Consider the following 21,622-nt stretch of genomic DNA (forward strand, 5'->3'; position numbering starts at 1 on the left):
TTCATGAAATCTGCCCAGCACCCTTGAGTGAAGCAAAGTGGAAGTGAACAATGTTCTCTTTCGCATTTCCTTCGAGACTGGCCATGAAAACCCGTTCCCGTCTGCTTGCCTGGCTGCCGGCTGCATTGCTCGGCCCGGTGCTGGCGCTGTGCAGCACCTTGGCGCTGGCCGAGTCCCCCGCCGAGGCTGCCAAAGCCCAGCACTTGCTGGACTACATTGGCGCCGACTACCCGCCGACCGTGCAGGACGGCAAGGTGATCGACGAGGGCGAATACCGCGAGCAACAGGAGTTCAGCGCGGTATTGGCTGACCTGGTCAAAGGCCTGCCCGCAAATACTGAACAAGCGGCTTTGGAACAGGGCGTCCAAGCGCTGCGCCAGGCCATCGACCAGCGTCAGGAAGGTACTGCGGTCGCCAAGCAGGCCCGGCAGCTGGGTGCGCGACTGGCGGTGGCCTACGAGGTCAGCCAGGCCCCGGTGATTACCCCGGACCCCGCCCGCGGCGCTGCGCTGTACGCACAGAACTGCTCGATCTGCCACGGCGCCACCGGCGCCGGCGATGGCCCGGCTGGCGTGGGCCTGGAGCCTGCACCTGCCAACCTGCGCGATGTCTCGCGCCTGGACCAGTTAAGCCTGTTCGACCTCTATAACACCCTGGCCCTGGGTATAGACGGCACCGAAATGCCGTCGTTTGCCGACCAGCTGGACGACCGCCAGCGCTGGGACGTGGCCGCGTACATCGCCAGCTTCACCGCCAAGCCGGAAGCGGGCAAGGGTGACAAGACCTGGAACCTCGCCGACCTGGCCCGCCAAACGCCGGCCGAAGTCGCCGTCAACGAAGGCACTGCGGCCGTCGAGGCATTCCGCGCCCAGCGTGCCCAGCCGCCGCAGGTAAAGCGCGGGCCGGCGCAATTGCTCGAATACACTGCCAGCACTCTGGACAAGAGCCTGGCGGCCTACCGCGCAGGCGACCACGATCAGGCCTATGACCTGTCGGTGGCGGCCTACCTGGAAGGTTTCGAGCTGGTGGAAAACTCGCTGGACAACATCGACACTCAGGCGCGCAAGGACACCGAAAAATCACTGATGGCCTACCGTCAGTCCCTGCAGGACGGCCTGCCCGTGGAGCAGGCCGAACAGCGTCTGGCCGACGCCAAAACCAAGCTCGAGCAGGCGGCCAAGCTGCTGGGCAGCGATGGCCTGAGCTGGACGCTGAGCTATATCTCCGGTTTGCTGATCCTGCTGCGTGAAGGCCTCGAGGCGATTCTGGTGCTGGCGGCGATCCTGGCATTCCTGCGCAATACCGGGCAGCAGTCGGCAGTACGCAGCGTCAACATCGGCTGGGGCCTGGCGCTGGTTGCCGGCTTCGCCACCTGGGCGCTGGCGGCCTATGTGATCGATGTGGGGGGCGCTCAGCGCGAGCTGCTGGAAGGCTGCACGGCGCTGTTCGCCGCGGTAATGGTGCTGTGGCTTGGCGTGTGGATGCATGATCGCCGCCACGCTGCCGCCTGGAAGGACTACATCAAGAGCAGCCTGGTCAGCGGTGGCGGGCGTTTCGGCTTTGCTGTACTGGCATTCTTCTCGGTGTACCGCGAATTGTTCGAAGTGATCCTGTTCTACGAGACCCTGTGGCTGCAGGCAGGCCCCGCCGGGCATCATGCGGTGCTGGCGGGTGGCGCGACGGCACTGGTGCTGCTGGTGGGCCTGGCCTGGGTGATTCTGCGGGGGTCGGCCAAGCTGCCGCTATCGCTGTTCTTCAGCATCAACGCCGCGCTGCTGTGCGCGCTGTCGGTAGTATTCGCCGGGCATGGCGTGAAGGCGCTGCAAGAGGCCGGCGTGCTGGGCACACGGCCAGTGGCGTTCTTTGAGTTTGACTGGCTGGGGATTCATGCCGATGCCTACTCGCTGTCGGCGCAAGCGGTGGCCTTGCTGGCCATCGTGTTCCTTTACGGCCGCTCGTGGCTGGCGGAAAAGCGCAGTGCTGCGGCCAACTGACTGGAGCCTGCGCGGTCCCACAGGGACCGCGCAAGGTCTCAGATCTTGCGCAAGCCTGATGCTCAGGCCGGCTGTGGCGCCTTGAGAATGTTCTGTAGCAATTGGACACTTTCAACGGCGTCATGACCCAGACTGGTCAGGTAGCCGCCATCCGGTTGATCGGTCAGCCCCTTCTCATGCAGGCGTTGCGCAGCCGCGATCAGGGCAGGGGATGCGGTGCTGGTTATCTTGATGCCTTCCTGGCTGCTGTCGTGTTTGAACAGCGCGAGTACTTCCATTTCGTCGATCAAATCGGGGGTAAAAGGCATGGCGACTCCTGACTTCCAGACAAGGATTGCGGCACTTTCTACGGTGCCTGATCTTCGAGTGTAGCCGGGTTATTCGTCGTCGCCTTGATCCATCTCAGGCGGCAGCTCCGGCAGTGCCCGCAGAGCGTTCTCATACCACTCGCCGTTGAACGCACGGTCCTCTACCAGCATGTTGTCGATCTCGAAGGCCAGCACATGGGCCATCAGGTTCAGAATGTCTTCACGCTCATAGCCGACCAGCGTCAGCTTGTTGAAAGTGGCCTTTGCTGCAGGCGGCTCGCCGCTTTCGATCTGGTTTTCGATGGCTTGGGTCAGCGTTGCCTCGGCGAAGGCTTCGTCGTCGTCATTGTCGATGTCGGTGGGCTCGCTCATCGCGGTACTCCTAGGATGGGATGCAACAGTGTGCCATGCCTATGGCGGCAATGCCCGGGCATTGACGGGGTGCATGACGCTGGTCAGGGGCAGGTGTTCAGTCTATAAAGGCCACGCCAACCCCTTACGGCCTGGAGGCTGTTTCGTCATGCTCAAGCTTTATGGATTCTCGGTCAGCAACTACTACAACATGGTCAAGCTGGCCCTGCTCGAAAAAGGCCTGCCTTTCGAAGAAGTCACCTTCTATGGCGGCCAGGCGCCAAAGGCGCTGGAAGTGAGCCCGCGGGGCAAGGTGCCGGTGCTTGAAACCGAGCATGGCTTCCTCAGCGAAACCAGTGTGATCCTCGACTATATCGAGCAGACCCAAGGCGGCAAGGCGCTGCTGCCAGCCGACCCGTTCGGCCAAGCCAAGGTGCGGGAGCTGCTCAAGGAAATCGAGTTGTACATCGAGCTGCCTGCGCGTACCTGTTATGCCGAGTCGTTCTTTGGCATGTCGGTCGACCCGCTGATCAAAGAGAAAGCGCGTGCGGACCTGCTGGCCGGGTTTGCCACGCTCAAGCGCAACGGGCGCTTTGCCCCCTATGTTGCGGGCGAGCAGTTGACGCTGGCAGACCTGATGTTCTGCTTCTCGGTCGACCTGGCCAACGCGGTGGGCAAGAAGGTGCTGGACATCGACTTCCTGGCGGACTTCCCGCAGGCCAAGGCGTTGCTGCAACTGATGGGGGAGAACCCGCACATGCCGCGGATCTTGGCGGACAAGGAAGCGTCGATGCCAGCCTTCATGGAGATGATCCGCAGCGGCAAGCGCTGAGTCTGGTGTTGAGCCCTTCGCGGGCATGCCCGCTCCCACAGGTCTGCACCGTTTTTGAAACTTGTGCAATACCTGTGGGAGCGGGCGTGCCCGCGAACGAGGGCGAAGCCCTCGCCTTGGGGGGTTAGCGAGACGCCAACAGGGCCTTGCCACGAACCACGGCAGCACGCACCTGCGCCGGCGCCGTACCACCAATGTGGTCACGCGCATTCACCGAGCCTTCCAGAGTCAGCACGGCAAACACGTCCTGCTCGATCTGGTCGCTGAACTGGCGCAGTTCGTCCAGGCTCATCTCGGCCAGGTCCTTGCCAGTGTCCACACCATACTTCACCGCGTGGCCAACGATCTCGTGGCAGTCACGGAACGGCAGGCCACGGCGAACCAGATAGTCAGCCAGGTCGGTAGCGGTGGAGAAACCGCGCAGGGCCGCTTCACGCATGATGGCGTGCTTGGGCTTGATCGCCGGAATCATGTCAGCGAAGGCCCGCAGCGAGTCGCGCAGGGTATCGGCGGCGTCGAACAGCGGTTCCTTGTCTTCCTGGTTGTCCTTGTTGTAGGCCAGCGGTTGGCCTTTCATCAGGGTCAGCAGGCCGGTCAGGGCGCCGAACACGCGGCCGCTCTTGCCACGTACCAGCTCTGGCACGTCCGGGTTCTTTTTCTGCGGCATGATCGAGCTGCCAGTGCAGAAGCGGTCCGGAAGGTCGATGAACTGGAACTGCGCGCTGGTCCACAGCACCAGCTCTTCGGAGAAGCGCGAAAGGTGCATCATCGCCACGCTGGCAGCGGCGCAGAATTCGATGGCGAAATCACGGTCCGACACGCCATCCAGCGAGTTGCCGGCCACGGCTTCAAAGCCCAGCAGCTTGCAGGTCAGTTCACGGTCGATCGGGTAGGTGGTGCCGGCCAGCGCGGCGCTGCCCAGTGGCATGCGGTTGGTGCGCTTGCGGCAGTCGACCAGGCGCTCATAGTCGCGGCTGAGCATTTCGAACCACGCCAGCAGGTGGTGGCCAAAGGTGACCGGCTGCGCCGTCTGCAGGTGGGTGAAACCAGGCATGATGGTTTCGGCTTCACGCTCTGCCTGCTCCAGCAGGCCCTGCTGCAGGCGGGTGATTTCGGCCAGGATCAGGTCGATTTCGTCGCGCAGCCAAAGGCGGATGTCGGTGGCCACCTGGTCGTTGCGGCTACGCCCGGTGTGCAGCTTCTTGCCGGTGATGCCGATGCGGTCGGTCAGGCGTGCTTCGATGTTCATGTGCACGTCTTCGAGGTCGACACGCCAGTCGAAGTTGCCGGCTTCAATCTCGCCCTGGATGGTTTTCAGGCCATCGATGATGGTGTCGCGCTCGGCATCACTGAGCACGCCGACCTGCGCCAGCATGGTGGCATGGGCAATCGAACCCATGATGTCGTGACGGTACAGGCGCTTGTCGAAATCTACCGAGGCGGTGAAACGGGCGACGAAGGCGTCGACGGGCTCACTGAAGCGGCCGCCCCAGGACTGATTGGTCTTCTCGGTGCTCATGGATTCACTCATTGCAGGCGTGAACGAAAAAGTGGCGTCGATGATAGCAGGGTTGGGCTGGCTGCCGCAGGGCGCCGGTCGAGAGAAATGCCCGGAAAATCGCAGAGAAGGATTTCAAGGAATGAACGGCAGTGTTCCACGGACCGTCTACAGTTGGACAAAGGACTGGCAGTGAATCTGCCGGGCCGAGTGAATCTTTGGCCATCGCACCGGTCTAGAGCGTGACCGCAGTGTCGCTCGAACCACACCTGTCTACGCTATACCTGTGCGAGACTCATTCAGGAATCCAGCGCAATTATGAATGTCCTGATCGTTGATGACGAACCCCAAGGCCGTGAACGCCTCACCCGGCTGCTCGGCGAACTGGAGGGTTACACTGTGCTGGAGCCCAGCGCCACCAACGGCGATGAGGCCTTGGCGCTGATTGAAAGCCTCAAGCCCGATGTGGTCCTGCTGGACATCGGCATGCCAGGCCTGGATGGCCTGCAGGTTGCCGCTCGCCTGTGCGAACGCGAGGCGCCGCCCGCGGTGGTGTTTTGCTCCGGGGATGATGAATACGGTGCAGAGGCATTCAAGGACAGTACCCTCAGCCATGTGACCAAGCCCTTCCAGGCCCACGCCTTGCGCGATGCCTTGCGCAAGGCCGAAAAACCCAACCGCGCCCAATTGGCGGCGCTTACCCGGCCGGCCAATGAAGGCGGCGGCCCACGCAGCCATATCAGCGCCCGCACGCGCAAAGGCATCGAACTGATCCCGTTACCCCAGGTGATCTATTTCATTGCCGACCACAAGTATGTGACCTTGCGTCACGAAGCCGGTGAAGTGCTGCTTGACGAGCCACTCAAAGCCCTGGAAGACGAATTTGGCGAACGCTTCGTGCGCATCCACCGCAATGCGTTGGTCGCCCGCGAGCGCATCGAACGCTTGCAGCGCACCCCACTGGGTCACTTTCAGCTGTACCTGAAAGGCCTGGACGGCGATGCCTTGACCGTTAGCCGTCGCCATGTGGCCGGTGTGCGCAAGATGATGCAGACCCTCTGAGGCCCTTGGACTCGGCCCGCACCTGCACCTGACTGCGTATGACCTGTTGATCCGTATCTGCAAGCGATACCGGCGATGCTGTTATGATCGACGGTATTTCTCTGGATCGGGGCGTTTCATGTCCACTCGCGAAATCCGCATTGCCACCCGTAAAAGTGCTTTGGCCCTGTGGCAGGCCGAATACGTCAAGGCCCGCCTCGAGCAGGCCCACACCGGTCTGCAGGTGACCCTGGTACCCATGGTCAGCCGCGGTGACAAGTTGCTCGACGCGCCGCTGGCAAAAATTGGCGGCAAGGGGCTGTTCGTCAAGGAACTGGAAACCGCGCTGCTGGACAACGAAGCCGACATCGCCGTGCATTCGATGAAGGACGTGCCCATGGACTTCCCCGAGGGCCTGGGCCTTTACTGCATCTGCGAGCGTGAAGACCCGCGTGATGCCTTCGTTTCCAATACCTTTGACAGCCTCGAAGCGCTGCCCGCCGGCAGTATCGTCGGCACCTCAAGCCTGCGCCGTCAGGCCCAGTTGCTGGCGCGCCGCCCGGACCTGCAAATCCGTTTTCTGCGCGGCAACGTCAACACCCGCCTGGCGAAGCTGGATGCCGGCGAGTACGACGCCATCATCCTCGCCGCCGCGGGCCTGATCCGTCTGGGCTTCGAAGACCGCATCACCTCCACCATCAGCGTCGATGACAGCCTGCCGGCAGGTGGTCAGGGCGCGGTGGGCATCGAGTGCCGCAGTGCCGACGATGAGATCCATGCACTGCTGGCGCCACTGCACCATGTCGACACCGCTGACCGGGTGATCGCCGAGCGCGCGCTGAACAAACGCCTGAATGGTGGCTGCCAAGTGCCGATCGCCTGCTACGCGGTTCTTGAAGGTGACCAGCTGTGGCTGCGTGGCCTGGTCGGCCAGCCTAGCGGCGGGACCTTGCTGGTGGCCGATGCCCGTGCACCCCGTGCCGCTGCCGAGGCCCTGGGCGTACAGGTGGCCGAAGACCTGCTGGGGCAGGGCGCCGAGGCCATTCTCAAGGAAGTCTACGGCGAGGCCGGTCACCCGTGAGCCAATGGCGCCTGTTGCTGACCCGGCCTGCCGAGGACTGCGCGGCGCTGGCGCAAAGCCTGGCGGCAGCGGGAGTGGGCAGCAGTTGCCTGCCCCTGCTGGAGATTGAACCCATTACCGTGGAAGCACCACAGCGGCTGTCGCTGGAAGGCTTGCATGACTTCCAGGCGATCATTGTGGTCAGCAAGCCGGCCGCCCGGCTGTTGCTTGAGCATCTGGCCGAGGCCAGCATCCGGCCTCCGCAGCGAGGCTGGTTCACCGTGGGTGAGGCAACCGCCGGGGTGCTGCAGGGTGCTGGGCTGAAGGTTTGCTTTCCGCCGCGTGGCGATGACAGCGAAGCCTTGCTGGCACTGCCGGCCCTGCGCCAGGCACTTACCGAGCCGGCACCGCGTGTCTTGATCGTTCGCGGCGTCGGAGGTCGCGAACTGCTGGCAGAGCGTCTTGCAGAGCAAGGTGCTAGTGTCGAATATCTGGAACTGTATCGTCGCTGCCTGCCGGCCTACCCGGCGGGTACGCTGATGCGCCGCATTGAAGCGGAACGCCTCAATGGCCTGGTGGTCAGCAGTGGGCAGGGTTTTGAACATTTGCAGCAGATGGCCGGTGCCGATTGGCTGCGGTTGGCCCAGTTGCCGCTGTTCGTGCCCAGCCCGCGGGTCGCCGAGCAGGCCAAGGCCGCTGGGGCCCAACAGGTTGTGGATTGCCGTGGCGCCAGTGCCACGGCCTTGCTGGCAGCCGTGCAGCGTAGCGCTGCACCTGCCTCTTAAGGCGCTAAGCTGAATGCGGTGCGCCCCCATGCAAAGGATGGATACGTGAGCGAGACTGTCTTGTCCAATAACGATAAACCGTCGGCGCAGGCGCCTGCGGAACCCGTTACCACCCCACCTGCCAAGCGCTCCGGCAGTGGCCTGGCAGCGCTGGCCTTGCTGCTTGGTGCGGCCGGGGTGGCGGTAGGTGGCTGGGGTGTCTGGCAGGTGCGTCAACTGCAGGGCAGTGAGTTCAACCAGGGCCAGCACATCGAGGCGCTGAGCCAGCGCGCCGAGGCGCTGCAGCAACGTGAACAGCAGATCAGTGCGCAACTGGCCAGTCTGCCAGCCGCCAGCGAGCTGGAAGACCGCCGGCGTTTGGTAGCCCAGTTGCAGGGCGACCAGCAGCGTCTCAGCCAGCGCCTGGAAACCGTGCTGGGAGAAAGCCGCAAAGAGTGGCGCCTGGCCGAAGCCGAGCACCTCCTGCGGCTGGCTACCCTGCGCCTTTCGGCGTTGCAGGACATCACCAGTGCCAAAGCCCTGGTCGAAGGCGCCGACGAGATCCTGCGCGAGCAGAGCGACCCGGGTGCCTTCGCCGCCCGCGAGCAACTGGCCCGCAGCCTGGCCACGCTCAACAGCACTCAGCAACCGGACCGTACTGGCCTGTTCTTGAAACTGGCTGCGCAGCGTGAGCTGGTACAGCAGCTGAGCGCCCAGTCCCCCGAGTTCGACAGTAACGCCGATGCGCTTGGCGCCCTGACCGCCGACGGTGATGGTGCCAGCAGGCTGTCGCAGTGGTGGGCAGAAATATCCAAGTACTTCCAGATCGACTTCAATGCCGATGAAAACGTGCGTCCGTTGCTGGCCGGGCAGCAACTGAACCAGCTGCGTCTGGCCCTGAGCCTGACTATCGAGCAGGCCCAGTGGGCGGCGCTCAATGGTGATGCCAAGGTTTACACGCAGGCGCTGGACGACGCCCGCAGCGTACTGCTGGCCAACTTCAACGCAGACAATCCGCAAAGCAAGGCCATGCTCGACAGCCTCAATGCCTTGGCCGATCAGCCGGTGTCGGTGGTTACCCCTGACCTTAGTGAAAGCCTGGCGGCAGTGCAGGCCTATATTCAGCGCCGTCACCTGCCGGCCGAGGCTGAAGGGGGCAAGCCATGAAGCGTGTCTACCTGTTGGCGGTGCTTGCGATCGTGGTTGCTGCGGCACTGGGCATCGCGGTTGCCAAGCACAGCGGCTATGTACTGATTTCCTATGGTGGCTTCCGTTATCAGTCGGGGCTGTGGGCAGCCTTGGCGGGTATTTTGGCGGTCGTCCTGCTGCTGTGGTTGCTGCGCTATCTGGTCGGCCTGGTGCTGACTTCCAGTGGTGTGGTCAACCCGTGGTCACGGCGTAACCGCAGCCGACGTATCCGCCTGGCGATCGAACAGGGCCAGCTCGATCTTGCCGAAGGCCGCTGGGCCAGTGCCCAACGGCACTTGCACCGTGCCGCCGAGGCGGAGCGCCAACCGTTGCTGTACTACCTTGGTGCCGCGCGTGCTGCCAACGAGCAAGGCCGTACCGAAGACAGCGACAACCTGCTGGAGCGTGCTCTGGAGCGCCAGCCGCAAGCGGAGCTGGCCATTGCCCTGACCCATGCCCAGTTGCAAATGGACCGTGGCGAAAACGATGGGGCCCTGGAAACCCTGCTGGCCATGCAGGAACGCCACCCGCACAACGGCCAGGTGCTGCGCTTGCTGCAACGTCTGTACGTGGAGCGCGGCGACTGGTCTGCACTGATCCGCCTGCTGCCCGACCTGCGCAAGGGTAAAGTGCTGCCTGCCGCCGAGCTGGCTGCTCTGGAGCAACGTGCCTGGGGTCAGAACCTGAGCCTGGCGACCACCCGTGGCGAAGATGCGCTCAGTGCACGTCAATCCTTGGAGCGCGCCTGGCAGCAGCTGACCGCAGCCCAGCGCCAAGAGCCACAACTGGTGCTGGCGTACGCCGAGCAACTGCGCCAGGTAGGTGCCCAGAACGAGGCCGAACAAGTACTGCGCACGGCCCTCAAGCGCGACTACGAAAGCCATCTGGCCCGCCTTTACGGCCTGGTGCGTGGTGATGACCCGGTGCGTCAGCTGCAAACCGCTGAAGGTTGGCTCAAGGCTCATCCGCAAGACGCCAGCCTGCTGCTGACTCTGGGCCGTCTGAGCCTGCAAAACCGCTTGTGGGGCAAGGCGCGTGACTACCTGGAAAGCAGCCTGCGCATGGAGCGCAACCCCGAGGCCTGTGCTGAGCTGGCCCGCCTGCTCGCGGGGCTGGGCGAGACCGAGCGCAGCAACCAGCTGTTCCAGGAGGGCCTTGGCCTGCTGGACGAGCGCCTGCTGGCGCTGCCTTTGCCAGAAGGCGTGCGCGCCTGACCTACCCCAAGGCCCGCGCAAAGGTGCGGGCATTGGGGGCAGGTAATTTATCTTTCGCTGTCAGTTTGATCTGAAGTCTATTTCTTCCGTCGCCTCCTACGGCATATCTGGAAATTTCCTACGCGATTCAGTGACTTGTCGTTGCTGTCGTGCCTTGAAACAAAGCGTGTCTTTCCTCTACCGTTTCAAGCCACTACTTTTTCCCCGGGACCTTCACCGCCCATGCTGCCGGCCCGTTTGCGCACCTTTTTTCTTCCTGCCTGCCTGGTCGCACTGGCAGTACTGGTTGCGTCTTTCCGTCTGGAAAACACAGTGGGGCTGATGCCGTGCCCATTGTGCCTCAGCCAACGGTTGCTGCTTGGCGGGTACGCGCTCCTGTGTTTCGCAGCCGTGCTGCAGGCGCCGGGCACTCGGGGCATCCTTCGTTATGCTCGGCTGGCCCTGGGCTGCTCGCTGGCCGGCGCTTTGCTGGCAGCACGGCATGTCTGGTTGCAGGGGGCTGAGGGGGTCAATGAGGTATGCCCGGTGCCGATCGGGCGAGTGTTCGAGCAATCCTGGAGTGAGGCGGCACGGCAACTGCTGCTGGGTGGCCCGGATTGCCGTTCGCTTGCCTGGAGTTTTCTCGATCTGACACTGCCGGAATGGAGCCTGTTGGCCTTCCTGCTGCTGGCGGTGCTGCCCTTGAGTTGCCTGCTGGCGTATCGTTTCCGCACCTTGGCAAGAACATGACCTGGCGCAAGGTTGTGCCATTAGCGCGACCAATGGTGATGTAACAGGGTATTAAACACTTGTATGAACTTTGTGTGCTGCGTACCTTGAAGGGCAGCACGCGCGGGAATAATCTCCCAGCACGCATACCGGAAAAACAACTGCTCGATGCCGTCCTGCTGATGTCACCTTTGTGCTGCGCGGTCGTGGTGCGAGGTGCAGCGGCATCTACCCAGAAGGGAAGAGATCGCCATGCTCGATAGTTGTCAGAACGCCCAGGAACGCTGGGGTGGGGTTCACAAGCTGATCGACCGTTGGCTGGAGGAGCGCCAGGAACTGGTGCAGGCTTTTCGCGCCCTGCGCGATGTGAGGCCAGCCTTCGCCGACAAGGACACCAACGGGGACTTTTGCGCCCTTCTGGTCGACTACGTTTCGGCGTGGCACTTCGAAGTCTGCGAGCAACTGGTCAGCGAGGCCAAGGCGTTCGGAGACAAGAAGGCGCTGAAACTGGCCGAAGAGATCAACCCACGGATCAACGACAGTACTCAGATCGCACTGGCCTTCAATGACCATTGCACCAAGGGGGAGTGCAAGGACACCGAACGCTTTGCCGAGAAGCTGGCCAAATTGGGCGGGTTGTTGCATGAGCGCTTCGAGCTTGAAGACTGCCTGATCGAAGTGCTGCACAACGCACACAAGGAAGAGGGTGCAGTGCAGGCCTGAGGTTGGCGTCAGTCGCCAACCGCCAGCAGTTCAATCTCGAATACCAAGGGGGTGTAGGGTGCGATCAGGTCTCCCGCCCCCTCGGCGCCATAGGCTTGCGCTGAAGGAATTACCAGGCGCCATTTGGCGCCGGTGTGCATTTTCGGCAAGGCGACCTGCCAGCCTTCGATAACCGAATCCAGGTTGAACCATTGGGGGGTCTGGTTCTGGTCGAATATTGAGCCGTCCGGCAATCTGCCCACATAGCGCACTTGCACTTTGCCGCCCGCTTTTGGCTGTGCACCCGTGCCTGCCTGCAATTCGCTGTACAGCACACCTTCCGTTAGTTCGTGCACCCCATAACGCCCACGTTCATTAGCCATGAAACGCGTTTCGGCGGCCTGCAGCTTTTGCGCAGCGGCGTCACCTTCCTGGGCTTCATGCTGCTGCAGCACTGCCTGCATGCGTGCCTTGTCGAGTTTCAGGGGTTGCCCCTGATAGGACTGCTTCAGGCCTTCGACCAGTGCATCCAGCTGCAAGCCTGGCATCTCCTGGCGCAGGCGTTCACCCAGGCTGGCACCCAGGCTGTAGGCCAAATCGTGGTCGTCGTTGTCGGCCAAGGCGAGGGGTGCCATCAGGCATAAACCCAAAACAAGATATCGAGGCAACGCCTGACTCCCAAATACCAGCAATGATTAATTCAGCAACTACACTTTCACGCAGCTGCAAGATAACAACTTTGCCCAGGCATGCAACGCGGCGTAAACATTACGGTCAACATGCCCTAGCGGCGGTAGCAGCAGAAGCATAGTATGAGCCGCAATCTCGTCAGCCAGGAGGTAAACCATGTCGGCCAAAAAGAAGCCAGTAAGTACGCCGTTACACCTGCTCCAGCAACTTTCGGGCAGCTTGCTCGAACACTTGGAAGAGGCCTGCTCGCAAGCGCTGGCTGATGCGGAAAAACTGCTGGCGAAGTTGGAAAAGCAGCGTGGCAAGGCGCAGGAAAAACTGCACAACGGTCGCCTGAAACTGCAAGACGCGGCCAAGGCAGGTAAAGCCAAGGCGCAAAGCAAGGCGCAAAAAGCCATCGGTGAACTTGAAGAACTGCTCGAGTCTCTCAAGGAACGTCAAACCCAGACGCGCTCTTACATTCAGCAACTCAAACGCGATGCTCAGGACAGCCTCAAGCTGGCTCAGGGTGTAGGTAAAGTACGCGAAGCTGCAGGCAAGGCCCTTGATCAACGTGCGGCCAAACCGGCTGCCAAGGCAACCGCTGCTGCCAAGCCTGCGGCCAAACCAGCTGCCAGGGCGACCGCTGCCGCCAAGCCTGCGGCCAAACCAGCTGCCAGGGCGACCGCTGCCGCCAAGCCTGCGGCCAAACCAGCTGCCAAGACGACTGCTGCCGCCAAGCCTGCGGCCAAACCGGCTGCCAAGGCGACCGCTGCCGCCAAGCCTGCGGCCAAACCAGCTGCCAAGGCGACCGCTGCCGCCAAGCCTGCGGCCAAACCGGCTGCCAAGGCGACCGCTGCCGCCAAGCCTGCGGCCAAACCAGCTGCCAAGGCGACCGCTGCCGCCAAGCCTGCGGCCAAACCGGCTGCCAGGGCGACCGCTGCGGCCAAACCGGCTGCCAAGGCGACTGCGGCAGCCAAACCTGCGGCCAAGCCAGCTGCCAAAGCCCCTGCTGCCAAGCCGGCCGCAAAACCAGCTGCCGCCAAGGCACCAGCACGCACGGCCGCCAAACCCGCCGCCAAACCTGCTGAAGCCAAACCCGCTACACCGGCCGCCGCAACCAACTCGGTGAGCCCGGCTGCTGCAGCACCGTCGGCACCTGTGAGCACGCCGTCTCAGGCACCTTCGGCGTCCTGAAGCGCAGCCGCTGCGACGCGCAACTGAACTAGCGCGTCGTGATGCAGAGCCTGGTCCGGTGCCAGCCGGGCCAGCCAGTCGTCCGCGGGCTCATGGGAGCCCACGGGCCACTGTTGCGAGCGTTCCTGCAAGCGCTCCAGCAAGGCTTTTTCTGCCTGCAACTCCAACCCCTTCACCTGTTCACGCAATGCGGCCAATTGTGCATCACCCGATGCTGGGGTTCGCCATTGCTGGCGCAGGCTGCGCAGCGGGGCGACCACGTCACGCTGCCAAGGCTCGGCAAGTTCTTGCAGTGCTTGCGCACGTTCGCCCAGTACAGCCACACCACGTGCTTGCAGCCAGGTAGCGCACAGCAGCAGGCAGACATCGCCACCCAGTGCCTGCAGTTCAAGGCAGGCGGCTTCCACGCCGGGCCTGGCATACAGGGCCAGGGCGTAATTCCACAGGTCGGTGTGCATGGTTCCACTCGCGCTATGGGCCGAGGAAGCTGGTAGACTCCGCGACCATCATGATCAGACTATCCAACCTCACTTTACAGCGTGGTCCGCAGCGCTTGCTAGAAGGCGCCGAGATGACCCTGCACGCCGGTCACAAGGCCGGCCTGATCGGCGCCAACGGTGCCGGAAAATCCAGCCTGTTCGCCTTGCTGCGCGGTGAGCTGTCGCCCGATGCCGGTGACTGCCAACTGCCCGGCGACTGGCGCATCGCCCACATGCGCCAAGAGGTCGACACCCTCGACCGCCTGGCTGTGGACTATGTGCTTGATGGCGACGTGCGCCTGCGCAAGGTCCAGGCCGAACTGGCCGCGGCCGAGCAGGCCCATGACGGCACCGCCCTGGCGCGTCTGCACAGTGAGCTGGAAAGTGCCGACGGCTATACCGCCGACGCCCGTGCGCGCAAGTTGCTGGCTGGGCTGGGCTTCACCAACGAACAGATGGACCGCCGTGTCGGCGATTTCTCTGGTGGCTGGCGGATGCGCCTGAACCTGGCCCAGGCACTGATGTGCCCGTCCGACCTGTTGCTGCTCGACGAGCCCACCAACCACCTCGACCTCGACGCTATCCTGTGGCTGGAAGACTGGCTCAAGGGCTACCCCGGCACATTGTTGCTGATCTCCCACGACCGTGACTTCCTCGATGCCGTGGTCGACCATGTGCTGCACGTCGAGCAGCGCAAGCTCAACTTGTACAAAGGCGGCTACACCGCCTTTGAGCGCACCCGTGCCGAGCGCCTGGCGCAGCAGCAGCAGGCCTACGAGAAGCAGCAGGCGCAGCGCGCGCACATGGAAAAGTACATTGCCCGCTTCAAGGCGCAAGCCACCAAGGCCCGTCAGGCGCAAAGCCGGATCAAGGCCCTGGAGCGCATGGAAGAGCTGTCGGCGGCGCATGTCGATTCACCGTTCGACTTTGTCTTCCGTGAATCGCAGAAAATTTCCAGCCCGTTGCTGAGCCTTTCCGAAGGTCGCCTGGGTTATGGCGACAAGGCCATCCTCGACAAGGTCAAGCTGCAGCTCACCCCAGGCGCTCGTATTGGTCTGCTTGGGCCCAACGGCGCCGGCAAGTCGACCCTGATCAAGAACCTTGCAGGTGAGCTGGAGCCGTTGTCGGGCCGCCTGGTTCGTGGCGAGAACCTGGCTGTAGGCTACTTTGCCCAGCACCAGCTGGACTCGCTGGACGACAAGGCCAGCCCGCTGCTGCACCTGCAGCGTATCGCCCCTACCGAGCGTGAGCAGACGCTGCGCGACTTCCTTGGCGGCTTCGATTTCCATGGTGCCCGCTGCGACGAGCCGGTGGTTAACTTCTCCGGTGGCGAAAAGGCCCGCCTGGCACTCGCGCTGATTGCCTGGGAGCGGCCAAACCTGCTGCTGCTCGACGAACCGACCAACCACCTCGATCTGGAAATGCGTCTGGCGCTGACCATGGCCTTGCAGGAGTTTGCCGGTGCAGTGGTGGTGGTGTCCCACGACCGTCATTTGCTCAAGAGCACCACGGACGACTTCCTGTTGGTAGCCGACGGCAAGGTCGACACCTTCGACGGTGACCTGGAGGACTACAGCCGCTGGCTGGTCGAGTACCGCCAGCGCAGTGCGCCGGCCAGTACTGCACCGGCCAACCCGGACAAGACCGACAAGAAAGCCCAGCGCCAGGCTGCCGCAGCCTTGCGTCAGCAGTTGGCACCGCACAAGAAGGCTGCCGACAAGCTGGAAACCGAGCTCAACCAGGTGCACGCGCAATTGGCCGAGATCGAGACCGCGCTGGGTGATGGTGGCCTTTACGATACGGCGCGCAAGGATGAGTTGCGCGACCTGCTGGCCCGCCAGACCAAGCTCAAGCAACGCGAAGGCGAGCTGGAAGAGGCCTGGATGGAAGCGCTGGAAACCCTAGAAAGCATGCAGGCCGAACTCGAGGCGTTGTCCTGATGGAGGAACTGCGTTCGCTGCTGCCAGGGCAATGGATGGACACCTTCTGGCTGGGTTTGCAGATCCTCTTGATCCTGGCAGCGGCGTTCATCCTGCAACGTATCGTCGCTCGCGGGCTGAGCCGCCTGGGCCAGCGTTACCCGTTACCGCCGGAGCTGCTGGTGCCCGTGCGCGGTGGCCTGCGCTGGCTGATCATGGGCAGCGCGCTGCTGTTCGTGCTGGAGCGCATGGGTGTTTCGGCAACTGTGTTGTGGACAGCACTTTCCGGCTTCGTAGCGGTAGCGGCGGTGGCCTTCTTCGCCATGTGGAGCGTGCTGTCCAACCTGTTGTGCGCAGTGTTGATCTTCACGGTCGGGCCGTTTCGCATCGGCGATGTGGTCGAGCTGGTCGACACCCTCGACAAGCCTGGCGTCAAAGGCCGGGTGATCGCCATTAACCTGCTGTTCACCACCCTGCTGGAAGTGCCCGAAGCGGGCGGGGCGCTGGTGCAGGTGCCCAATAGTCAGTTCTTCCAGAAGTCCGTGCGGCGCTGGCGCGGGGCCGAGGTACAGGCCCTGCACAAAGAAACCGCTGCCGAAGCGGACTGAGCCTGTTCTGGCCCCTTCGCGGGCACGCCCGCTCCCACAGGTATTCCACAGCGTCTGAAAATGCATTGTAGGTGTGGGAGCGGGCGTGCCCGCGAAGAGGCCAGGTCAGGCCACACAAATCCATCAGAAATCACTGGTTATTTTTTCGCCAAAACCTTAGCTTAACGTTTTGCAACAAATGTTCGAGCGAGGTGTGTGATGTCGATGGAAGTATGGTTAGGCTTTTTTGCCGCCTGCTGGGTGATCAGCCTTTCACCCGGTGCCGGGGCGATTGCCTCGATGTCCAGCGGCCTGCAATACGGCTTCTGGCGTGGTTACTGGAACGCTCTGGGCCTGCAGCTGGGCCTGATCATGCAGATCGCCATCATCGCCGCCGGCGTCGGTGCCGTCCTGGCTGCCTCGGCCACGGCGTTCCAGGTCATCAAGTGGTTTGGCGTCGGCTACCTTGTGTACCTGGCCTACAAGCAGTGGCGTGCCCTGCCGATGGACATGAGCGATGAATCAGGCGTGCGCCCGATCGGCAAGCCGCTGAGCCTGGTGTTCCGTGGTTTCCTGGTCAACATCAGCAACCCCAAGGCGCTGGTGTTCATGCTGGCGGTGCTGCCGCAGTTCCTCAATCCCCATGCGCCGCTGCTGCCGCAATATGTGGCGATCACCGTGACCATGGTCACGGTCGACCTGCTGGTGATGGCGGGATACACCGGGTTGGCTTCGCATGTGTTGCGCATGCTGCGCACGCCGAAACAGCAGAAGCGTTTGAACCGCACCTTTGCCGGGTTGTTCATTGGTGCAGCCACATTCCTGGCGACCTTGCGCCGCGCGCCGGTCTGACAGACCGCATACAGGCCATTCGCGGGCAAGCCCGCGAATGGCCCATCACTATTTCTCCTTGTCTACCAACCCCTTCAGCAGATCTATCGGCAGCGGGAAGACGATGGTCGAGCTCTTGTCCCCGGCAATCGTCCCCAGCGTCTGCATATAGCGCAACTGCATCGCCCCCGGTTCCTTGCTCAGCATTTGCGCGGCTTGCATCAGTTTCTCCGACGCCTGCAGTTCACCCTCGGCATGAATCACCTTGGCCCGACGTTCGCGCTCGGCCTCGGCCTGGCGGGCGATGGCGCGTACCATTGACTCGTTCAGGTCAACGTGCTTGATCTCGACGTTGGCCACCTTGATGCCCCAGGCATCCGTCTGCGCGTCCAGCACCTGGCGGATGTCCATGTTCAGTTGCTCGCGTTCTGCCAACAGCTCATCCAGTTCGTGCTTGCCCAGCACCGCGCGCAGGGTCGTCTGGGCCAGCTGGCTGGTCGCCACCAGAAAATCCTCGACCTGAATGATCGCTTTCTGCGGGTCGAGCACGCGAAAGTACAACACTGCGTTGACCTTGACCGAAACGTTGTCGCGGGTGATCACATCCTGCGGCGGTACATCCAGTACCACTGTACGCAGGTCGACCCGTACCATCTGCTGGATCACCGGGATCAACAGGATCAGCCCCGGCCCTTTGACCTGCCAGAAGCGCCCCAGCTGGAACACCACGCCTCGCTCGTATTCGCGCAGGATGCGAAACGCCGACAGCACCAGCATGGCCAGCACGATCAGAACGGCGCCGAAACCGACTTGCATGAACATGCTCATTCTCCTTGCGTCGCTGGGGCGGCGGCGCTCACTTCCAGCATCACGCCATGGCGCGCGGTCACCCGTACGTTCTGGCCAGTTTGCAGCGGCGTTGCGCACTGCACCTGCCATTGCTCGCCCTGAGCCAGCACGACACCACAGAAGGGGTCGCTTGCCATCACCTGGGTGACGGTGACCAGGCTGCCGACCAGGCCGGCGTCGCCACTGACCAGCGCCCGTTGCCGGGCCTTGAGAGCCATGCCCAGCACGCCACCGATCAGGAGTGCCGAGAGCAGCGCCAAGGTGCCGATCAAGGCCAGGGGGATGCCGAAACCGGGGGCGTCGGTGTCGATCAGGATCAATGCGCCGACCACAAAGGCAACGATGCCGCCGAAGCCGACCACGCCGAAACTGGGCAAGAAGGCTTCGGCGATCATGAAGGTGATGCCAAGCAGGATCAGCGCCACCCCGGCGAAACTCACCGGCAACAGCTGCAGCGCATACAGCGCCAGCAGCAGGCAGATACCACCGACCACACCGCCCACCGCAGAACCTGGGTTCATGAATTCGAACAACAGGCCGTAAACGCCGATCATGATTAGGATCAGCGCTACGCTGGGGTTGGTGATGACCGCCAGAACCCTGGTGCGCCAGTCCGGCAGGTGCTCGACCACGCTGGCACCTGCGGTCTGCAACTGGCGTGGCTGGCCGGCCACCTGGAGCGTTTTGCCGTCGAGCTTGCGCAGCAGGTCAGGCAGGTCATCGGCCACCTGATCGATCACGTTCAGCCGCAAGGCCTCGCTGGCGGACAGGCTGACGGCCTCGCGCACGGCCTTCTCCGCCCAGTCGGCGTTGCGGCCGCGCATCTGCGCCAGGCCACGGATGTAGGCGGCGGCGTCGTTGACCTGTTTGCGTGCGAGGGTTTCATCGTCGCCGCTTTTGGCTTTGTCGTCACTGGGCGTGCCAGGCGCACCGCCGATCCGCACCGGCGTGGCAGCTCCCAGATTGGTTCCGGGCGCCATAGCCGCGACATGGCTGGCGTAGAGAATATAGGTGCCGGCGCTGGCGGCGCGGGCGCCGCTGGGGGCAACGTAGCTGGCGACCGGTACAGGGCTGGCGAGAATTGCCTTGATCATCTGGCGCATGGCGCTGTCCAGCCCGCCCGGGGTATCCATGCGGATAACTACCAGTTGCGCACCTTGCGCCTGGGCCTGGCTGAGGCTGCGCACCAGGTAGTCGGCGCTGGCCGGGCCGATGGCGTCGTCGATGTTCAGCACCCACACCGCGCCGGGCGCTGCCTGGCCACCTGGCGTGATGCCAAGCAACAACAGCAGCAACAGCCAGCGCCAGCAGCGGGCGATCACCTGTCGTCACCTCATTTGCGCGTATTTCACAAGTTTAGCCCCGACCACCCGTACCCGGCCTAAAATTGAGAATTGGGGGGCGAAACCGGAGGTGCATCATGCGTATGGCAAAGACCCTGCAGGCCCGCCTGGACAAGGCCAACTGCGACTACGACATCATTCCCCACCCACATTCGGCCACCAGCCTGGAGTCGGCCCGAACGGCCGGCGTGCCCGCCGAGCGGGTCGCCAAGTCGGTGATGCTCGATGACCGTCATGGCAACTACATCATGGCCGTGCTACCGGCCAACCGGCACCTGGACATGACCAAGGTGCGTATGTCCGGGGCCTGGCATCTGACCCGTGAAAGCGGTCTGCCGAGCCTGTTCAATGACTGCGAACGCGGTGCCGTGCCGGCCCTTGGCGATGCGTACCAGATAAAAATGCTGCTCGACCCGAGTCTTACCCGCCAAGGCGATGTCTACCTGGAGGCGGGTGACCACGATCACCTGATTCACATGAGCATGGAGCAGTACATGAAACTGGTGCCGCACGCCGAAGTGCGCGAGCTGTGCTGATGTTTTCAAACCAATGCCAGGCGGGCGTCGTGGACGGCTTGCCTGGCGCTAAGGAGGAACCATGGAAGCGCCGATCCATCCCTTTGCCGAACTGTTCAAGCAGCTGGGCTTACCCGACGATCCCACGAGTATCGATCAGTTCATCACCAGCCATTCCCCGCTGAAGAACGAAATCAAGCTGGTGGATGCGCCGTTCTGGAACGACTCTCAGCGGGCATTTCTCAAGGACAGCATCATTGAAGATTCCGATTGGGCCGTGCCCTTCGATCAACTCAACGAAGCGTTGCGCCGCCCCCGAAAATAAAGCGCCGAGCGGCACCTGACGAGTGATCGGCCGTTGCTATGCTCAGGAAAACAATAAGGGGATAGCGCGATGAAAGATCCCTACGCACCAGGTTTCTGGTGTTCCGTGACGATCCTGGGCACCCTGACGGCCAGTTACTTCTATGGCATCAGGCAGACGCAACAGATGAACCAGGCCGTGCATTTCCTGTACGCCGCTGCCGCAGTCACGGTAGCGGTTGCACTGGTGGCGCTGACATGGATCGCCTGGCAGCAGCTGCGCCTGAACAAGCGCGAAGTGGTGCAGGGGCGAACGTTGCTGACCATCTGGAACACCAAGGTTGCGCTACGCCGCGTCGAGACGGTTTTCGATCGTTATTTCTGGGGCAGCTATTGGCATTCGGGGCGCACCTTCGAAGAGGTCATGGGCGAGCTCAGGGGCACTCCGCTGGAGCAGAGCCTGGATGCGCTGAAGCGCCAGTGCCGGGTGCTCGACCGCGAAATCCATGACCGCCATCACCACTGGCTGGCCAACGCTCGCGACCTGTCCAGCGTGGCCCAGGCGATGGCCCGCGAACGCTACCAGCTGGACCTCGGCGAGCCCACGCACAGCGGCCACGGCAATACGGCAGTGCTCAACCGTGATCTGGAAGTGCTGGTGTACACCTGGTCGGCGCGCTTGCGTAGCTTCGACCATCAGCTGGACGAGCTGGAGCGCGCCTACCATTGAGGCGCTTCATTCGCCGCGGATGTACTGCTCCATTTGCTTGATCAGGCTCGCCTGTTCGTCAATGGTTTCCTTGACCAGGTCGCCGATCGACAGCAGGCCGAGCAATCTGCCGTTGTCGACCACCGGCAGGTGACGCAGGTGCCGGTCGGTCATCAGGTTCATGCAGAAATCGAGCTTTTGCTTGGGCTCCACGGTGACCACCGGTGCGCTCATGATTTCGCGTACCGGCGTGGCGGCGGAAGAGCGGCCCTTGAGGACCAGTTTGCGCGCGTAGTCCCGCTCACTGACGATACCCACTACCTGGCCACCCTCGACCACGGGCAGCGCACCGATGTTTTTCTCCGCCAGCAGTTTCAGGGCGTCGAGCACCGAGTCATCCGGGCCGATGGTGTACACGGTCTGGTGCTGGGACTTGGTCTTGAGGATTTGTTCGACGGTCTTCATACGGGCCTCTGCGGGTGAAAAAAGCACTGTCTCGGAGTAACTAAAGCATCCGGTACGGCGCTCTGCACGGCAATGCAGGAAACGGCATGGAGGCGA

General features: G+C 62.8%; 24 protein-coding genes. 16 read left to right on the plus strand and 8 right to left on the minus strand.

What is annotated here, in order from left to right:
* Positions 1–50: 50 nt before the first annotated feature.
* On the plus strand, positions 51–1,994 hold the full coding sequence (locus V7787_RS40470; protein WP_198747265.1) for an FTR1 family protein: 1,944 nt from the start codon (positions 51–53) through the stop codon (positions 1,992–1,994).
* A gap of 62 nt (positions 1,995–2,056) precedes the next feature.
* Here V7787_RS40470 and V7787_RS40475 read toward each other — a convergent pair whose 3' ends face one another.
* Positions 2,057–2,302 carry a TIGR02647 family protein gene (locus V7787_RS40475; protein WP_003255900.1) on the minus strand — a complete coding sequence of 82 codons (246 nt, stop codon included), beginning with the start codon at positions 2,300–2,302 and terminating at the stop codon, positions 2,057–2,059.
* A gap of 69 nt (positions 2,303–2,371) precedes the next feature.
* Positions 2,372–2,674, minus strand: a complete 303-nt coding sequence (locus tag V7787_RS40480) for a hypothetical protein (RefSeq protein ID WP_010951568.1) — start codon at positions 2,672–2,674, stop codon at positions 2,372–2,374.
* A gap of 148 nt (positions 2,675–2,822) precedes the next feature.
* Here V7787_RS40480 and V7787_RS40485 point away from each other — a divergent pair, with 148 nt between their 5' ends.
* Entirely contained in the window at positions 2,823–3,485 is a 663-nt protein-coding gene (locus V7787_RS40485; protein ID WP_064491750.1) for a glutathione S-transferase, read from the plus strand.
* 124 nt (positions 3,486–3,609) lie between these two features.
* On the opposite strand, the gene argH is transcribed toward V7787_RS40485, so the two are convergent.
* Positions 3,610–5,004: an argininosuccinate lyase gene (gene argH / locus V7787_RS40490; RefSeq protein WP_014589296.1), complete on the minus strand. Its 1,395-nt coding sequence runs from the start codon at positions 5,002–5,004 to the stop codon at positions 3,610–3,612.
* A gap of 297 nt (positions 5,005–5,301) precedes the next feature.
* On the opposite strand from argH, the gene V7787_RS40495 reads away from it, so the two are divergent.
* The 7 genes from V7787_RS40495 to V7787_RS40525 all read left to right on the plus strand — a co-directional run bounded on the left by V7787_RS40495 (position 5,302) and on the right by V7787_RS40525 (position 11,681).
* Positions 5,302–6,045, plus strand: coding sequence for a LytR/AlgR family response regulator transcription factor (locus tag V7787_RS40495; protein WP_010951571.1), 744 nt, complete (start codon positions 5,302–5,304; stop codon positions 6,043–6,045).
* Positions 6,046–6,163: 118 nt separating this feature from the next.
* A complete protein-coding gene (gene hemC / locus V7787_RS40500) occupies positions 6,164–7,105 on the plus strand; it encodes a hydroxymethylbilane synthase (RefSeq protein ID WP_104960573.1) in 942 nt (313 codons plus the stop codon).
* Positions 7,102–7,869, plus strand: coding sequence for a uroporphyrinogen-III synthase (locus tag V7787_RS40505; protein ID WP_064491753.1), 768 nt, complete (start codon positions 7,102–7,104; stop codon positions 7,867–7,869). Before hemC ends, V7787_RS40505 begins: the two co-directional genes overlap by 4 nt.
* A 45-nt stretch (positions 7,870–7,914) precedes the next feature.
* Positions 7,915–9,015: a uroporphyrinogen-III C-methyltransferase gene (locus tag V7787_RS40510; RefSeq protein WP_198747267.1), complete on the plus strand. Its 1,101-nt coding sequence runs from the start codon at positions 7,915–7,917 to the stop codon at positions 9,013–9,015.
* Complete coding sequence (locus V7787_RS40515; protein WP_014589299.1) at positions 9,012–10,250, plus strand: heme biosynthesis protein HemY; 1,239 nt, start codon at positions 9,012–9,014, stop codon at positions 10,248–10,250. The genes V7787_RS40510 and V7787_RS40515 overlap by 4 nt, the downstream gene beginning before the upstream one ends.
* Positions 10,251–10,472: 222 nt before the next feature.
* On the plus strand, positions 10,473–10,979 hold the full coding sequence (locus tag V7787_RS40520) for a disulfide bond formation protein B (RefSeq protein WP_010951575.1): 507 nt from the start codon (positions 10,473–10,475) through the stop codon (positions 10,977–10,979).
* Between the two features lie 231 nt (positions 10,980–11,210).
* Complete coding sequence (locus V7787_RS40525) at positions 11,211–11,681, plus strand: Rsd/AlgQ family anti-sigma factor (RefSeq protein ID WP_003255887.1); 471 nt, start codon at positions 11,211–11,213, stop codon at positions 11,679–11,681.
* 8 nt (positions 11,682–11,689) lie between these two features.
* Here V7787_RS40525 and V7787_RS40530 read toward each other — a convergent pair whose 3' ends face one another.
* Entirely contained in the window at positions 11,690–12,328 is a 639-nt protein-coding gene (locus V7787_RS40530) for an FKBP-type peptidyl-prolyl cis-trans isomerase (RefSeq protein ID WP_049588040.1), read from the minus strand.
* 178 nt (positions 12,329–12,506) lie between these two features.
* On the opposite strand from V7787_RS40530, the gene V7787_RS40535 reads away from it, so the two are divergent.
* The gene (locus tag V7787_RS40535; RefSeq protein ID WP_336093233.1) at positions 12,507–13,526 is read left to right on the plus strand and encodes an AlgP family protein; all 1,020 of its coding nucleotides are present in this window, start codon (positions 12,507–12,509) and stop codon (positions 13,524–13,526) included.
* On the opposite strand, the gene V7787_RS40540 is transcribed toward V7787_RS40535, so the two are convergent.
* Positions 13,505–13,984, minus strand: coding sequence for a TIGR02444 family protein (locus V7787_RS40540; protein WP_064491755.1), 480 nt, complete (start codon positions 13,982–13,984; stop codon positions 13,505–13,507). The two genes, V7787_RS40535 and V7787_RS40540, sit on opposite strands and share 22 nt — an antisense overlap.
* Positions 13,985–14,034: 50 nt before the next feature.
* On the opposite strand from V7787_RS40540, the gene V7787_RS40545 reads away from it, so the two are divergent.
* The 3 genes from V7787_RS40545 (at position 14,035) to V7787_RS40555 (ending at position 17,363) form a co-directional block, all read left to right on the plus strand.
* Positions 14,035–15,945 carry an ATP-binding cassette domain-containing protein gene (locus tag V7787_RS40545; RefSeq protein WP_064491756.1) on the plus strand — a complete coding sequence of 637 codons (1,911 nt, stop codon included), beginning with the start codon at positions 14,035–14,037 and terminating at the stop codon, positions 15,943–15,945.
* Complete coding sequence (locus V7787_RS40550; RefSeq protein ID WP_010951581.1) at positions 15,945–16,532, plus strand: mechanosensitive ion channel family protein; 588 nt, start codon at positions 15,945–15,947, stop codon at positions 16,530–16,532. Before V7787_RS40545 ends, V7787_RS40550 begins: the two co-directional genes overlap by 1 nt.
* A 198-nt stretch (positions 16,533–16,730) precedes the next feature.
* On the plus strand, positions 16,731–17,363 hold the full coding sequence (locus V7787_RS40555) for a LysE family transporter (RefSeq protein ID WP_010951582.1): 633 nt from the start codon (positions 16,731–16,733) through the stop codon (positions 17,361–17,363).
* 48 nt (positions 17,364–17,411) lie between these two features.
* On the opposite strand, the gene V7787_RS40560 is transcribed toward V7787_RS40555, so the two are convergent.
* Both V7787_RS40560 and V7787_RS40565 read right to left on the minus strand, forming a co-directional pair.
* Positions 17,412–18,164 carry a slipin family protein gene (locus V7787_RS40560; RefSeq protein ID WP_064491757.1) on the minus strand — a complete coding sequence of 251 codons (753 nt, stop codon included), beginning with the start codon at positions 18,162–18,164 and terminating at the stop codon, positions 17,412–17,414.
* A gap of 2 nt (positions 18,165–18,166) precedes the next feature.
* Entirely contained in the window at positions 18,167–19,513 is a 1,347-nt protein-coding gene (locus V7787_RS40565) for an NfeD family protein (protein WP_064491758.1), read from the minus strand.
* Between the two features lie 98 nt (positions 19,514–19,611).
* On the opposite strand from V7787_RS40565, the gene V7787_RS40570 reads away from it, so the two are divergent.
* From V7787_RS40570 to V7787_RS40580, 3 genes are all read left to right on the plus strand, one after another.
* Positions 19,612–20,070 (plus strand): aminoacyl-tRNA deacylase, encoded by a 459-nt coding sequence (locus tag V7787_RS40570; RefSeq protein WP_003255874.1) that lies wholly within the window; start codon positions 19,612–19,614, stop codon positions 20,068–20,070.
* Between the two features lie 61 nt (positions 20,071–20,131).
* Positions 20,132–20,374 carry a DUF2789 domain-containing protein gene (locus V7787_RS40575; RefSeq protein ID WP_020190423.1) on the plus strand — a complete coding sequence of 81 codons (243 nt, stop codon included), beginning with the start codon at positions 20,132–20,134 and terminating at the stop codon, positions 20,372–20,374.
* Between the two features lie 69 nt (positions 20,375–20,443).
* A complete protein-coding gene (locus V7787_RS40580; protein WP_003255871.1) occupies positions 20,444–21,082 on the plus strand; it encodes a hypothetical protein in 639 nt (212 codons plus the stop codon).
* Positions 21,083–21,088: 6 nt separating this feature from the next.
* On the opposite strand, the gene V7787_RS40585 is transcribed toward V7787_RS40580, so the two are convergent.
* Complete coding sequence (locus V7787_RS40585; RefSeq protein ID WP_010951586.1) at positions 21,089–21,526, minus strand: CBS domain-containing protein; 438 nt, start codon at positions 21,524–21,526, stop codon at positions 21,089–21,091.
* Positions 21,527–21,622: the final 96 nt, after the last annotated feature.

It is taken from the genome of Pseudomonas sp. CGJS7 (assembly GCF_036961695.1).

What these genes read in the sequence shown, in the direction of transcription:
- V7787_RS40570 (WP_003255874.1), top strand. Translation starts at nt 19,612, where the DNA reads ATGCGTATGGCAAAGACCCTGCAGGCCCGCCTGGACAAGGCCAACTGC.
- V7787_RS40545 (WP_064491756.1), top strand. Translation starts at nt 14,035, where the DNA reads ATGATCAGACTATCCAACCTCACTTTACAGCGTGGTCCGCAGCGCTTG.
- V7787_RS40475 (WP_003255900.1), bottom strand. Translation starts at nt 2,302, where the DNA reads ATGCCTTTTACCCCCGATTTGATCGACGAAATGGAAGTACTCGCGCTG.
- V7787_RS40540 (WP_064491755.1), bottom strand. Translation starts at nt 13,984, where the DNA reads ATGCACACCGACCTGTGGAATTACGCCCTGGCCCTGTATGCCAGGCCC.
- V7787_RS40555 (WP_010951582.1), top strand. Translation starts at nt 16,731, where the DNA reads ATGTCGATGGAAGTATGGTTAGGCTTTTTTGCCGCCTGCTGGGTGATC.
- hemC (WP_104960573.1), top strand. Translation starts at nt 6,164, where the DNA reads ATGTCCACTCGCGAAATCCGCATTGCCACCCGTAAAAGTGCTTTGGCC.
- argH (WP_014589296.1), bottom strand. Translation starts at nt 5,004, where the DNA reads ATGAGCACCGAGAAGACCAATCAGTCCTGGGGCGGCCGCTTCAGTGAG.
- V7787_RS40550 (WP_010951581.1), top strand. Translation starts at nt 15,945, where the DNA reads ATGGAGGAACTGCGTTCGCTGCTGCCAGGGCAATGGATGGACACCTTC.
- V7787_RS40580 (WP_003255871.1), top strand. Translation starts at nt 20,444, where the DNA reads ATGAAAGATCCCTACGCACCAGGTTTCTGGTGTTCCGTGACGATCCTG.
- V7787_RS40480 (WP_010951568.1), bottom strand. Translation starts at nt 2,674, where the DNA reads ATGAGCGAGCCCACCGACATCGACAATGACGACGACGAAGCCTTCGCC.
- V7787_RS40585 (WP_010951586.1), bottom strand. Translation starts at nt 21,526, where the DNA reads ATGAAGACCGTCGAACAAATCCTCAAGACCAAGTCCCAGCACCAGACC.
- V7787_RS40495 (WP_010951571.1), top strand. Translation starts at nt 5,302, where the DNA reads ATGAATGTCCTGATCGTTGATGACGAACCCCAAGGCCGTGAACGCCTC.
- V7787_RS40560 (WP_064491757.1), bottom strand. Translation starts at nt 18,164, where the DNA reads ATGTTCATGCAAGTCGGTTTCGGCGCCGTTCTGATCGTGCTGGCCATG.
- V7787_RS40520 (WP_010951575.1), top strand. Translation starts at nt 10,473, where the DNA reads ATGCTGCCGGCCCGTTTGCGCACCTTTTTTCTTCCTGCCTGCCTGGTC.
- V7787_RS40525 (WP_003255887.1), top strand. Translation starts at nt 11,211, where the DNA reads ATGCTCGATAGTTGTCAGAACGCCCAGGAACGCTGGGGTGGGGTTCAC.
- V7787_RS40485 (WP_064491750.1), top strand. Translation starts at nt 2,823, where the DNA reads ATGCTCAAGCTTTATGGATTCTCGGTCAGCAACTACTACAACATGGTC.
- V7787_RS40575 (WP_020190423.1), top strand. Translation starts at nt 20,132, where the DNA reads ATGGAAGCGCCGATCCATCCCTTTGCCGAACTGTTCAAGCAGCTGGGC.
- V7787_RS40515 (WP_014589299.1), top strand. Translation starts at nt 9,012, where the DNA reads ATGAAGCGTGTCTACCTGTTGGCGGTGCTTGCGATCGTGGTTGCTGCG.
- V7787_RS40470 (WP_198747265.1), top strand. Translation starts at nt 51, where the DNA reads ATGTTCTCTTTCGCATTTCCTTCGAGACTGGCCATGAAAACCCGTTCC.
- V7787_RS40535 (WP_336093233.1), top strand. Translation starts at nt 12,507, where the DNA reads ATGTCGGCCAAAAAGAAGCCAGTAAGTACGCCGTTACACCTGCTCCAG.